General features: G+C 63.7%; 10 protein-coding genes. 4 read left to right on the top strand and 6 right to left on the bottom strand.

Annotation, left to right across the window (positions count from 1 at the left end):
- Positions 1-30 precede the first annotated feature (30 nt).
- The 6 genes from IDM28_RS04925 to edd form a co-directional block, all read right to left on the bottom strand.
- Entirely contained in the window at positions 31-1,317 is a 1,287-nt protein-coding gene (locus tag IDM28_RS04925; RefSeq protein WP_150571065.1) for an ABC transporter substrate-binding protein, read from the bottom strand.
- A gap of 116 nt (positions 1,318-1,433) precedes the next feature.
- Complete coding sequence (locus IDM28_RS04920; RefSeq protein ID WP_188035477.1) at positions 1,434-2,663, bottom strand: AGE family epimerase/isomerase; 1,230 nt, start codon at positions 2,661-2,663, stop codon at positions 1,434-1,436.
- A 127-nt stretch (positions 2,664-2,790) separates the two neighbouring features.
- Complete coding sequence (locus IDM28_RS04915) at positions 2,791-4,245, bottom strand: ATP-binding protein (RefSeq protein WP_150571067.1); 1,455 nt, start codon at positions 4,243-4,245, stop codon at positions 2,791-2,793.
- A complete protein-coding gene (locus IDM28_RS04910; RefSeq protein ID WP_101316965.1) occupies positions 4,226-4,951 on the bottom strand; it encodes a response regulator in 726 nt (241 codons plus the stop codon). Before IDM28_RS04910 ends, IDM28_RS04915 begins: the two co-directional genes overlap by 20 nt.
- 146 nt (positions 4,952-5,097) lie before the next feature.
- Positions 5,098-6,057, bottom strand: coding sequence for a glucokinase (locus IDM28_RS04905; protein WP_101316963.1), 960 nt, complete (start codon positions 6,055-6,057; stop codon positions 5,098-5,100).
- Positions 6,054-7,880 (bottom strand): phosphogluconate dehydratase, encoded by a 1,827-nt coding sequence (edd, locus tag IDM28_RS04900; protein ID WP_150571069.1) that lies wholly within the window; start codon positions 7,878-7,880, stop codon positions 6,054-6,056. Before edd ends, IDM28_RS04905 begins: the two co-directional genes overlap by 4 nt.
- A gap of 281 nt (positions 7,881-8,161) precedes the next feature.
- Between edd and gap the strand changes: the two genes are divergently transcribed.
- The 4 genes from gap to IDM28_RS04880 all read left to right on the top strand — a co-directional run bounded on the left by gap (position 8,162) and on the right by IDM28_RS04880 (position 13,589).
- Positions 8,162-9,163 (top strand): type I glyceraldehyde-3-phosphate dehydrogenase, encoded by a 1,002-nt coding sequence (gap, locus tag IDM28_RS04895; protein ID WP_101316958.1) that lies wholly within the window; start codon positions 8,162-8,164, stop codon positions 9,161-9,163.
- Between the two features lie 142 nt (positions 9,164-9,305).
- On the top strand, positions 9,306-9,818 hold the full coding sequence (locus IDM28_RS04890) for an RNA polymerase sigma factor (RefSeq protein ID WP_101316956.1): 513 nt from the start codon (positions 9,306-9,308) through the stop codon (positions 9,816-9,818).
- 93 nt (positions 9,819-9,911) lie between these two features.
- Positions 9,912-10,874 (top strand): FecR family protein, encoded by a 963-nt coding sequence (locus IDM28_RS04885; RefSeq protein WP_188035475.1) that lies wholly within the window; start codon positions 9,912-9,914, stop codon positions 10,872-10,874.
- 138 nt (positions 10,875-11,012) lie between these two features.
- The gene (locus IDM28_RS04880; RefSeq protein WP_188035474.1) at positions 11,013-13,589 is read left to right on the top strand and encodes a TonB-dependent receptor; all 2,577 of its coding nucleotides are present in this window, start codon (positions 11,013-11,015) and stop codon (positions 13,587-13,589) included.
- Positions 13,590-13,591 lie beyond the last annotated feature (2 nt).

The raw sequence follows: 13,591 nt of genomic DNA, 5'->3' as shown, positions 1-13,591 counted from the left end.
GCCGCGAGGACGGCTGCGCCGGACCAGCCGTTACTGGGCGGACTTGATCGCCGCGCCGAGCTTTTTCGCTGCATCGGCCGGGTCGGCCTTGGGGTCGTTGATGTAGTTGGTGACCACATCGAAGAACGCGCCCTGCACTGCCAGGTTGGTCGCCATGTTGTGCGCCATGCTTGGTTGCAGGCCGCCGGTCTGGGCGTCGGCAAGGAAGTCCTTGGCCGAGGTCTGCGCGCAGGCATCGAAGCCATGCTTGGCCATGTCGACGAGCATGTCCTTACGTACCGGGATCGAGCCCTTGTTGCTGCTGAACAGCTTCTGGAAGTCCTGGCTCATCACCACTTTGGCGATGTCCTGCTGGCCAGCCGAAGTGCCGGCGTCCTTCTGCTTGAACACCACCAGCGAGTCAATGTTGTAGGTAAAGGCCTTGTCGGTACCCGGGAACGGCACGCACTGGTAGTCCTTGCCGGCGACCTTGTTGGCCAGGGTCCACTCGCTCTTGGCCCAGTCGCCCATGACCTGCATGCCGGCCTTGCCGTTGATGACCTTGGCGGCTTCCAGGTTCCAGTCCTGGCCTTTGCCGTCAGCGTCCATGTAGGTAGCGACGCGCTTGAGTTCGGTCAGCGCCTTGACCATGCCCGGCCCGGTCAGCACCTTTTGGTCAAGATCAACCAGCGCCTGCTTGTAACCGTCCGCGCCCATTACCGACAGCACCACCGCTTCGAACACGGTGCTGTCCTGCCATGGCTGGCCGCCGTGGGCGAGCGGGATGAAGCCGGCTGCCTTGAGTTTTTCGGCTGCGGCGTAGAACTCGTCGAGGGTGGTCGGCGCCTTGTCGATGCCGGCCTTGTTGAATACTTCGGGGTTGATCCACAGCCAGTTGACACGGTGAATGTTGACCGGCACAGCGACATAGTCGCCCTCGTACTTGACGGTGTCGGCGACTTTTTGCTCCAGCAGGCCGTCCCAGTTCTGCTCTTTGGCCACGTCTTTGAGCACGTCACTGTCGAGCAGGCCGGTGGAGGCCCACTCCTGAATGTCCGGGCCCTTGATCTGGGCCACGCCTGGCGGATTGCCGGCCACGGCTCGGCTCTTCAGTACGGTCATTGCGGTGGCACCGCCGCCGCCGGCAACAGCGCCATCTTTCCAGATGAAGCCGTCTTTTTCGATTTGAGCCTTGAGTACATCGACAGCAGCCTTTTCGCCACCAGAGGTCCACCAGTGCACCACTTCGACCGAGCCTTTGGCATCGGCGGCAGACGCGCTCAGGGGCAGCAGGGAGGCGAGGGAAATCGCGGCGGCGAGACGCAGAGTGGAGTTCATCGCAATACCTTTCTTGTTGTTATGCAGGGCAAGACTGTCGCTTGCATTGCACAGGAGTGTAATAACCCGGCAAGGCGCCTCAGGTAACGAAGCGCTGCGCGATTGTCATCAGTTGGTTACATTCGCCGCGCGAGGCCCGTGGCAAGGCTTGGCGCCAGAGCCAGGGTGGGCAACAGTACGGCCTGATAAGCGTGATAGAGGTCCGGTTTGCCCGCCCATATCGTCGCACTGGAGAGGTTGTCCGGACTCAGTTCGTGGTGCCAGCTGCCGGCGTCGTTATCAATCAGATGGGCCTGGATGAACGCCCAGAAACGCCCGTACCAGCACTGGTATTGCGCCTCCCCCGTGCGCTGCCACAACGCAGCGGCAGCGGCGCTGGCCTCGGCATGCACCCAGTGCAGGCGCTGGCGTACTACCGGGCGTTGTTGCCAGTCGAGGGTGTAGACGATTCCGGGGGCGCCGTCGGCGTGCCAGGCGTGCTGACAGGCGCTGGCAAACAGGCCGCGGGCGTCGGCCAGTAGCCAGTCGGGTGTCGCTAGATCGGCCAATTGCAGCGCAGCTTCAAGGTGCAGCAGCAGCCGCGCCCACTCGAAGCCGTGGCCGGGAGTAACGCCGTAGGGTCGATAGCCATCGGCGTGGTTGTCGCTGTTGTAATCGGTGAGCGGCTGCCAGTGCAGGTCGAAGTGCTCGATCACATTGAAGCCATTGGCACGCGCATGGCCGTGGATCACCCGCTCGACGATGCGCAGCGCACGCTGCAACCAGATCTGCTCGCCAGTCACGTCGGCAAGGGCCAAAAACGCTTCGGTGCCATGCATGTTGCTGTTGGCCCCGCGATAGGCCTCCTGCTGCTGCCAATCGCGACTGAAGCTTTCGCGCAGGGCACCCTCGCTTTCACTCCAGAAATGCGCCTCGATGATCTCGATGGCTTGCGCCAGCAAGGCCGGCGCAGCAGCGCTGCCGGCCACCTGCGCAGAACTCGCAGCGAGGGCAACGAAGGCGTGCAGGTAAGCGGCTTTGATGCTGTCGCCAGCGGGGGCGGCGCTGGCGTACCAGCCGCCGTGCTCGACATCGCGCAGCGTGCCGGCCAAGGCGGCGATGCCGAGCTCAACCAGTTCCAGACAACCGGGCCTGCCTTGTAGATGCGCCAAGGCGAAGCTGTGGGTCATCCGCGCGGTGGTAATGGTGTCGGCAATTGCGTCGGCGGCGAGGTGGCCGTAGCTGTCGAGGTTGCCGAAGCCGAGTTCCAGCTGTGAGGCTCTGGCGAAGGCCAGCAAACGCTGCCCTTCGGCATCCAGCCAGGCACTGTGCGGCCCGTCGATCAACGGCGATTGAGCATGATTCATCGGCCTGCTGCGTCCTTGTCGAGAACAGGCACGGCGCCTGTCGTGGCGGCCAAGTCTAGCCAGGGTGCTACGGCCAATAGGTCACAAAGGCCGCCATTGCTGTCACTGGCTGGTGACCAAGCGTTGCTCACTCGGCGCTGCGCGGCAGGCACAGGGTCACCCGCAGGCCGCCCTCGCGCAGGTTGAGCAAACTGACTTCACCGCCATGACTGTGGGCAATATTGCGCGCGATGCCCAGGCCCAGGCCATAGCCTTGCTGCTGCCCGGCCAAACGAAAATGCGGCTCGAACACCTGCTCCATTTGCTGCTGCGGCACACCCGGGCCGTGGTCATCGACCTGCAGCACAAAGCCCTCCGGGCCATCGATGATGCGCAGGTGCGCGCGCTCGCCGTACTTGATCGCGTTGTCGACCAGGTTGCCGATGCAGCGGCGCAGGGCCAACGCCTTGCCCGGATACGGCGCCAACGCCCGCCCCTCGACGGTGATACGGCCGTCACGCAGGTACGGTTCAGCGAGAATTTCCAGCAGCTGGTTGAGATCGATCGGCTCGATGTTCTCGTGGATATCCGTGTCTTTGACGCACTGCAGTGCGCCTTTGACCAACAGCTCCAGCTCGTCCAAATCACGGCTGAACTGCGCTTGCAGGCGTTCGTCTTCAAGCAGCTCGACGCGCAGGCGCAGGCGCGTGATCGGCGTGCGCAAGTCGTGCGAGATCGCGCTGAATAGCTGGCTGCGCTCGGTCAGGTAACGGCTGATGCGCTCGCGCATACTGTTGAAGGCGCGACCTACCTCGACCACTTCGCTGCCGCCACCCTCGGTCACCGGCACCACATCGGCGCCCAGCGACAGATCGCGGGCCGCGCGGGCCAGACGCTTCAACGGTCGACTTTGCCAGTGCACCAACAGGCCGATGAACAGCAGCAACATGGCCGTGGTCAGGGCAATGAAGCCGATCTGCTGACGCGGCAGGCGCTCGGCCTCAAGGCTGGTGTAGGGCTCCGGCAGCAGCGAGGCGATGTATAGCCACTCGCCTTCGGCCAGGCGGATCTGGTTGACCAGCACCGGTGGGTTGAGCGGTTCCAGGGTCAGCGAATAATGCGCCCACGAGCGCGGCAATTCATCGAGCTTGAGGCCGCTGTTGAAGATGCGCAGTTGATCGGGGCTGACGAACTCGACCGAAACTTCCACCTGCTGGCCAAGGCGCTCGTGCAGCACTTGCTGGAACACGTCGATGACTGCCCGCTTGCGCGGAGTGATCGGCAGCGTGGCCATGTCCAGCGGATTGTCGTTGAGCGATACGAAAAAGCGCGTGCCGCCCATGCTGCGCAATTGGTCGAGGACCATTGGCCGATAGGCCACCGGCAACGAGCGGAAGTAACTGACACTGGCGCTCATCGAGTGGGCCAGGCTCTGCGCGCTGGCGCGCAGGCCCTGCAACTGGCTGGCGCGCAACTGCGCCACCCAGATCAAGCTCGACAGGCCCTGCGCCAGCAATACCACCAGCAGGGTCAACAGCAGCATGCGCCCCAGCAGCGAGCGCGGCAGCAGGCGCCAGCGGCGCTCAGTGGCTGCGGTTGACATGTGCCGCCAGCAGGTAGCCACTGCCGCGCACGGTGCGGATCAGCCGTGGCGGTTTGTCGGTATCGCGCAGGCGTGAACGCAGGCGGCTGACGGCCATGTCGACGATACGGTCGAGCGGCATCGGCTCGCGGCCACGGGTAGCATTGCCGATGGTGTCGCGGTCGAGGATCTGCTGCGGGTGGTCGAGAAACAGCTTGAGCAAAGCAAAGTCGGCGCCCGACAGAATCACCTCTTCACCGTCGCGGTGGAACAGTCGATGGCTGACGGTATCCAGCTGCCATTCGTCAAACGCCAGCACGGCACTGGCGGGCGCTACCTGGCCAAACTCAGCACGGCGCAGCAAGGCCTTGATCCGCGCTTGCAACTCCCGTGGGCTGAACGGTTTGCCGAGGTAGTCATCGGCGCCCAGCTCCAGGCCGATGACCCGATCGGCCTCGTCGGAACTGGCGGTGAGCATGATGATCGGCACCCGCGACTGGCGCGGGTGCTGGCGCACCCAACGGCATAGGCTGAAGCCGTCTTCGTCGGGCAGCATCACGTCGAGAATCACCAGGTCACACGTCGTGCTGTCCAGCGCCTGGCGAAAACCCTGGCCATCGGCCTCGGCGCGCACCTGAAAGCCGGAGCGGCTCAAGTAGGTCTGCAGCAGTTCGCGGATGTCATGGTCGTCATCGACCATCAGGATCGATCGGGGGGCAGTGCTCACTGAAGTTCTTCCGTGTTGTTGGGCCCGCTCTGCGGCCCTTCGCGGGTGAACCCGCTCCCACAGGGTTATGAGCTGCGCTTGAGAACGGCGCGGTCCTTGTGGGAGCGGGTTCACCCGCGAAGAGCCGCGCGGCGGCCCCAAGAAATCTAACGAGCCATCGCTTGCTGCAGCGCCACACCGGCACCCAACAGGCCAGAAAACTCAGCGGTGACCAACCATACCGGGATCCCGGCAAAATAGCCGCTCATGCAGCCCTTGTCGGCAAAGCTGGCAGCAAAACCGCTGCGCAGGAACAGCTCGGCAAACCGCGGGATCACGCCACCGACGATATACACCCCGCCGCGCGCGCCGAGGGTGAGTACGTTGTTGCCGGCAACCCGGCCAAGGAAGCAGCAGAACTGTTCGATCACGGCCAATGCCTGCGGCTCACCAGCCAGCGCAGCCTCGGTGACTTCAGCTGGGCTCAGGTGAACTGGCTGAACACCATCCAGCGCGCACATCGCCTGATACAAGCGCACCAGGCCGCCGCCGCTGAGTACGGTTTCGGCACTGACATGACCAATCTGGCTTTGGATCTGCTGATGGATCGCGGCTTCACGCGCGTTACCGACGGGCAGGTCGACATGGCCGCCCTCGCCTGGCACCGCCATCCACTGTTGCTGGTTGAGGTGCAACAAGCTGCCGACGCCCAGCCCGGTGCCAGGGCCGATCACCAGCGCCGGACGGGCTGGGTCGGCGTCACCGGCGCATACCGCCTGGAATTCACCAGGCAGCAAACGGGTCATGCCCAGCGCCATCGCCGAGAAGTCGTTGAGCAATAGCAGCTGCTTGACCTGAAGCATGTCGCAGAACGCCCGTCGGCTCAGCCGCCAGTGGTTGTTGGTGAACTGGAACTCATCGCCATCCACCGGCCCGGCAACCGCCAGACATACCGCCGCAAGCTCACCGCGTGCGATGCCCTGCTCCTGCAGGTACGCCTGGATCGCCTGCTCCAGGCTGGTGTAGTCAGCCGTCGGCAACACCCGCACGGCGTGCAGCTGGTTGTCGCGCCAAAGGGCAAAACGTGCGTTGGTGCCACCGATGTCGCCAACCAGCAACTCATTCACTTGAGATTCTCCAGGCCAGAGGTAAAGGCGCTGGCGCCCTGTTCCGCTGAACTGAACGCCATGCGCATGAAACCAAACAGTTCGCGCCCGCAGCCCAGGTCATTGCCCTGGGGTGCAGGCGGCAGATCGCGGCTGGCCAGCTCTTCGGCCGAGACCATCACCCGCAAGGTGCCTTCGACACCATCAACGCGCACCATATCACCATCGCGCACACGTGCCAGCGGGCCGCCGTCGAACGCTTCCGGGCAGACGTGGATCGCCGCCGGGATCTTGCCCGAGGCGCCTGACATACGCCCATCGGTGACCAGCGCGACCTTGAAGCCGCGGTCCTGCAGCACGCCGAGAAACGGCGTCATCTTGTGCAGCTCGGGCATGCCGTTGCAGCGCGGGCCCTGGAAGCGCATCACCGCGACGAAATCGCGCTCCAGCTCACCGGCCTTGAACGCATCGGCCAATGCCTGCTGGTCTTCGAACACTCGCGCCGGCGCTTCGACCACGCGGTGCTCGGGCGCCACGGCGGAGACTTTCATCACGCCGCGGCCGAGGTTGCCTTCCATCACCCGTAGGCCGCCCTCGCTGGAGAATGGCCGCGAAGCCGGGCGCAGGATGTTCTCGTCCAGGCTTTGCAACGGGCCTTCGCGCCAGACCAGTCGGCCATCCTCAAGGAACGGCTCCTGGGTGTAGCGGCGCAGGCCGGGCCCGGCCACGGTGTTGACGTCGTCGTGCAGCAGCCCGGCATCGAGCAGCTCGCGAATCAGGAACGACATGCCGCCGGCGGCCTGGAAGTGGTTGATGTCGGCTTTGCCGTTGGGGTAGACGTTGGACAGGGTTGGCACGACCTCGGACAGGTCAGCCATGTCCTGCCAGGTCAACTGGATGCCGGCAGCCTGGGCAATCGCCGGGATGTGCAGGGTGTGGTTGGTCGAGCCGCCGGTGGCATGCAGGGCGACGATCGAGTTGACCAGAGCCTTTTCATCGACGATTTCGCCCAGCGGCATGAAGCTGCCGCTGGCTTTGGTCATGCGCGTGACCTGCTGCGCAGCTTCGGCGGTGAGGGCATCACGCAATGGCGTGTAAGGATTGACGAACGAGGCGCCGGGCAGGTGCAGGCCCATCACTTCCATCACCAGCTGGTTGGTGTTGGCGGTGCCGTAGAAGGTGCAGGTGCCGGGGCTGTGGTAGGAGTTCATTTCCGACTCGAGCAGCTCTTCGCGGCTGGCCTTGCCTTCGGCATAGCGCTGGCGCACATCGGCCTTCTGCTTGTTGGAAATGCCCGACGGCATTGGTCCGCCAGGGACGAAGATGGTCGGCAGATGGCCGAAGCGCAACGCGCCCATCATCAGGCCAGGGACGATCTTGTCGCAGATGCCGAGCATCAAGGCGGCGTCGAACATGTTGTGCGACAGGGCAATCGCGGTGGACATCGCGATCACTTCGCGGCTGGCGATGGCCAGCTCCATGCCCGGCTCACCTTGGGTGACGCCATCGCACATGGCCGGCACACCGCCGGCAAACTGACCGACCGAGCCGATCTCGCGCAGCGCCTGTTTGATCTGCTCGGGGAAATGCTGGTACGGCTGATGCGCCGAAAGCATGTCGTTATAAGCCGAAACAATTGCCACGTTGGCGGCATTCATCATGCGCAGGCTGTGTTTGTCTTCGCTACCGCAGCCGGCCACGCCGTGGGCGAAGTTGGCGCACTGCAGGCTGGCGCGCATCGGGCCGTCACTGGCCGCACCGCGAATCAGTTGCAGATAACGTTCACGGGTAGGACGGCTACGTTCGATCAGCCGTTGGGTGACCTCTAGGATGCGCGGGTGCATGTACTGAACTCCAGGCTGACGGTAAGGGTGATCTGAAGCGGGATTTCCCCTCCCCCCGATTGCGACCTAGGCTCAAGTGAAACCTGCCTGGTGCAACGTGGAAGTAGCTCGCCCGACCACTCGTTGTATGTTTACACAAAATACTGCCATCAAAAGGGCTTGTTTTCTATCCCATAACGCATAATCTTGTAATTCCAATAACAAAATCGTTTCAGTGAATGCGTGCTCCACGGCAATAGGCCTTGTGCCACAGCCTTCACCCGACTGCCAGAGGTATTACCATGACCCTACGCATCGCCATCAACGGATTCGGCCGTATCGGGCGCAATGTCCTGCGCGCACTGTATACCCAAGGCTACCGGCAAGACCTGCAGGTCGTCGCCATCAACGATCTGGGCGACAGCGCAATGAACGCCCACCTGCTCAAGTACGACAGCGTCCACGGCATTTTCGATGCACAGGTCGAGGCCGATCATGAAAGCCTGACCGTCAACGGCGACCGCATCGCGGTCAGCGCCATCCGTAATCCGGCCGAGCTGCCGTGGAAGGCCGAAGCCATCGACGTCGTGTTCGAATGCACCGGGCTGTTCACCGACCGCGCCAAGGCTGCAGCACATTTGAGCGCCGGCGCCGGCAAGGTGATCATTTCGGCGCCGGGCAAGGGCGTTGACGCCACCATCGTCTACGGGGTCAACCATGATGTGCTGCGTGCCTCGCACCAGATCATCTCCAGCGCCTCCTGCACCACCAACTGCCTGGCGCCGATTGCCCAGGTGCTGCACCGCGAGTTCGGCATCGAGCAGGGTTTGATGACTACCATTCACGCCTACACCAACGATCAGGTCCTGACCGACGTGTACCACAGCGACCCATACCGGGCGCGTTCGGCCACCCAGTCGATGATCCCGAGCAAGACCGGCGCCGCCGAAGCGGTCGGCCTGGTGCTGCCGGAACTGGCGGGCAAGCTGACCGGCATGGCCGTGCGCGTGCCGGTGATCAATGTGTCGCTGGTGGACCTGACCGTCAACCTCAAGCGCGAAGCCAGCGCCGAGCAGGTCAACCAGCTGTTCCTCGAAGCCAGCCGCCATTCGCGGGTCCTGGGTTACAACGCCCTGCCGCTGGTGTCATGCGACTTCAACCACAACCCGTTGTCGTCGATCTTCGATGCCAACCACACCCGCAGCAACGGTCGCATGCTCAAGGTGCTGGCCTGGTATGACAACGAGTGGGGCTTCTCCAACCGCATGCTCGACAACTGCCTGGCGCTGCACAACGCGCAGTAAGGTGGCTCGCCCAGCAGCAGCGCAGACATTGCGCTGCCTGCTCGGGCCGGACATACGCCTCGCAAGGGATCAGTTTTAACGCTTGACCAATACAGGTGATGATAAGCATTATCATTAACCTCCGTATCGGCCAGGTCGCCCCGTGAGTCAGTCACGCTTCAATATCGTCTTCCTAACCCAACGCCTCAGCCTGCTGCGCACGCTGCAAGGCATGGTGGGCAACCCCAGTACCGCTGAAGACCTGCTCCAGGAAACCTACCTGCGGGTAACCCGCGCCCTCGGTGAACGGCCGGTCGAACACCTTGAGCCGTTCGTGTTCCAGACTGCCCGCAACCTGGCCCTGGATCACCTGCGCGCCCGCCGCGTACAAGCGCGCACGCTGGTCGAGGATGTACCCGAGCAAGTCCTGCACAACGTCGCCGCCCCCACCAGCAGCAGCGAGGACGCCGCCCACGCCGAGCAGTTGCTCAAGCACCTGAGTGTCAGCCTTGGCCAACTGAGCACGCGCCAGCAGCGCATCTTCATCCTCAGCCGCCTGCACGGCGCCAGCTACCTGGAGATTGCCGAGCAGTTGCAGGTTTCGGCGAGCACGGTGCAAAAGGAACTGAAACTGATCATGGCCATCTGCATGGGTGTGGCCGAGCGGCTCAAGTAAGCCGACCGCTGGCCCGCCAGGATCGGTAAAGCGCTTGCCTTGGCCCGTTGCAGCCCCGATCATTCGGCAAAATCCCCCAAGCAAGGACCCTTCGTGACCGACAGCCCCAGCCCACGCCCGACACCTGCCGGGCCCGATGCCCGCGCGCGTGCCATGGACGAGGCACTGGACTGGCTGCTGCGCCTGCAATGCGCCAACGCAGCAGACACCGCAGCCTTCGAGGTCTGGCTGAGCGCTGCGCCGGAAAACGCCGAGGCCTATGTCGAGGCCGAAGCGGTGTGGAACGGTGTACCCCTGCGTCAGGCCGCCGGGCAGATCCACCAGACCCAGCGCAACGCTCCAGCCGCTCGCCTGCGCCGCCACTGGAAGCCACTGGCCAGCGCAGCCGTGCTGCTGGTCGGCCTGTTCAGCTTCGGCAACCTGCCGGTGCGCCTGCAGGCCGATCACCTGACCGTGGTCGGCGAGCGCCAGCGGCTGCAACTGGACGACGGTACCAAGGTCCTGCTCAACACCGACTCGGCGTTTGCCAGCGATGTGCGCGACGGCCAGCCAGTGGCCCTCCTGCTGCAAGGCGAGGCGTATTTTCAGGTAAGCCGTGCCGGTGAGCAGGCGCTTGAGGTGCAGGCCGGGCCGATGCGTGCGCAGGTCCGCGACACCGACTTTGCCGTGCGCTACCTGGATGGCCAGGCGCAGGTCCGCGTGCAGCGCGGCGATGTCGACCTGCACGCTGCCAGTGATCAGCACATTCGCCTGCGCGCCGGTGACAGCATCAGCGTTGGCCCGCAGGGTTTTGGCCAGCCCAGCCGCCCCGATATGCGCCAGGATCTGGCCTGGGTCGAGGGCCGCCTGGTGTTCGAGAACTGCCCGCTGAGCGAAGTGCTGGCCGAGGTGCGCCGTTACTATCCGGGCTGGATCATCAGCCGCAACGGCGCGCTCGAGCAGGTTGCCGTGACTGGTAACTACCGCCTCGACCAACCGCTGGAAACCTTGCGCGCGCTGGCCCAGATCACCTCAGCCAGGCTGCATGAATACCCGGCGCTGGTGATCCTCAACTGAATCGCTGACTGCCGCCTGAATTATTTTTACGCGATCGCTACCGACAACACGTCTCGTTATAGCCAATGCAACTGATTCTTGTTTTTAAACAAGAACAAGCATCACCTATAACAGTTCGCGCGTCTGGGAGCGCTTTCGATGTCCACAGCTCAACTCCGCCCGTCACCCCGCCGCCTGGGGCAGCTGTCTCTGCTGACCTTGGCCCTGATCGCCAGTGGCGCCGTCAGCCTGCCGGCCCTGGCCGCAGAGCCGGCCCAGGCCAACAGCCCGCGCATGGGCGATTACCGCTTCAGCATCAGCCAACAGCCGCTGGTTGCGGCCATCAACGCCTTCAGCCAGGTTACCGGCTGGCAGGTCGGCTTCAGCGCCGAGGTCGCCGAAGGTATCTCATCGCCCGGCGTCCAGGGCTCGCTACCAGCCGAGCCTGCGCTGCAGCGTTTGCTGCAAGGCACCGGGCTGAGCTACCGCAAGATCGGTAACGGCAACGTGGTGCTTGAACGCCAGTCGGCCAGCAGTGTGATTGCCCTGCAGCAACTGACCGTCAGCGCCACCCGCAGCGCCCAGGATGTCAGCCAGGTACCGAGCACCGTCACTGTGCAGTCCCGCGAGCAGCTGGATCGACAGAACGTCAACGATATCCAGCAATTGGTGCGTTACGAGCCGGGTGTTTCGGTTGGCGGCACCGGCCAGCGCAGCGGCCTCAATGGCTACAACATCCGCGGCATCGACGGTGAACGGATCCTGACCCAGATCGACGGAGTGTCGATCCCCGACAGTTTCTTCTACGGCCCCTACGCGCAGACCCAACGCAACTATGTCGACCCGGAAATCGTCAAGCGCGTAGAGATCCTGCGCGGCCCGGCTTCGGTGCTGTACGGCAGCAACGCCATCGGCGGCGCGGTCAGCTACTTCACCCTCGACGCGGACGACATCATCAAACCGGGCAAGGACATCGGCGCACGCTTGAAGACCGGCTACAGCTCGGCTGACGAAAGCTGGCTGACCTCGGCCACCATCGCCGGCCGTCAGGGCGATGTCGACGGCCTTCTGCACCTGAGCCAGCGTAACGGCCATGAGACCGAGTCCTATGGCGAGCACAACGGCACTGGCCTCGATCGCACCGCCGCCAACCCGGAGGACGTGCGCACTACCAACGTGCTGGCCAAGGCCGGCTGGAACTATGCCGATGATGCGCGGCTGGGTTTCACCTACGAAAACTACAAGGATGATCGCGACCAGAACATCCTCAGTGCCGTGGGCGGGCCATTCATTCCAGGGCGTGGCCCGATGAACTCGTACCGCGATCGCCAGGGCAATGACACGGTTACCCGCGAGCGCTTTGGCATCAATCACGAATTCGGCCTCGACAGCCTGTTCGCCGACCGCGCCAAGTGGAGCCTGAACTACCAGATCGCCAAGACCGACCAGCGCACCGAAGAGCTGTATGTCGCCTCGGGCCGCCAGGTAGCGCGTGATCGCAAGACCACTTACAAGGACCGCCAGTGGGTATTCGACGGGCAGTTGGACAAGTCCTTCAGCATCGGCCAGACCGACCATCTGCTGACCTACGGCACCACCCTCAAGCACGAAGAAGTCACCGGTACGCGCAGCGGCAGCGGCACCTGCCTGAACGTCGGCGGCAGCTGCACGGCAGTAGGCCAAGCCAGCGATGGCCAAGTGCTGGTCAGCGACTTCCCCGACCCGACCGTCGACACCTACAGCCTGTTCGCCCAGGACGAAATCCGCTGGAACAGCTGGACCTTCCTGCCCGGCGCGCGCTACGACTACACGCGCATGCGACCGGAGATGACCGACGCCTTCCTGCGTGGCATTCAGGGCACCGGCGTTGCTCCGACTGCAATCGACGACTCGGACAAGAAGTGGCATCGCCTGTCGCCCAAGCTGGGCGTGACCTACGCCTTTGACGACAACTACACCTGGTACGGCCAGTACGCCGAAGGCTTCCGCACGCCGACGGCCAAGTCGATGTACGGGCGCTTCGACAACCCGATTGTGGGCTACCGGGTGGAGGGCAATCCGGGCCTGGAGCCGGAAAAAAGCAAGAGCTATGAAACCGGCCTGCGCGGCAACTTTGCCGCAGGTAACTTCGATGTCGCGGTGTTCTACAACAAGTACCGGGATTTCATCAACGAAGACGCCGTGCAGTCGGCCAACCTCGGCACCACCTTCCAGGCCAGCAACATCAAGCACGCCACCATCAAGGGCGCCGAGTTCAAAGGCCGCTTGAACCTCGATCACTTTGGCGCACCGCAGGGCGTGTATGGCCAGACCTCGATTGCCTATGCCAACGGTCGCAACGATGACAATGGCCAGCCGATCAACAGCGTCAACCCGCTGACCGGCGTGTTTGGTCTCGGTTATGACCAGGCCGACTATGGCGCCCTGCTCAGCTGGACTTTGGTCAAACGCAAGACCCGCGTCGACGACAGCGCCTTCTTCGCCTCGGACGGCGCCAGCACCCAGTTCCGCAGCCCGGGCTACGGCGTGCTCGACTTGAGCGGTTTCTACAAAGTCACCGACGACGTCACCGTCAACGCCGGGCTGTACAACCTGACCAACAAGAAGTACTGGCAGTGGGATTCGGTGCGTGGCTACGACGGCCAGGGCGAAGCGGCGGTGACCCAGCCGGCCAACCTCGACCGCCTGACCATGCCCGGGCGCAATTTCGCCGTGAACGTCATCTGGGATATCTGACC

The organism is Pseudomonas sp. EZ-C24 (assembly GCF_014525325.1).
In the GTDB taxonomy this organism is placed as follows: domain Bacteria; phylum Pseudomonadota; class Gammaproteobacteria; order Pseudomonadales; family Pseudomonadaceae; genus Aquipseudomonas; species Aquipseudomonas shirazensis.
This window is presented reverse-complemented; position numbering and strand designations above follow the sequence as displayed.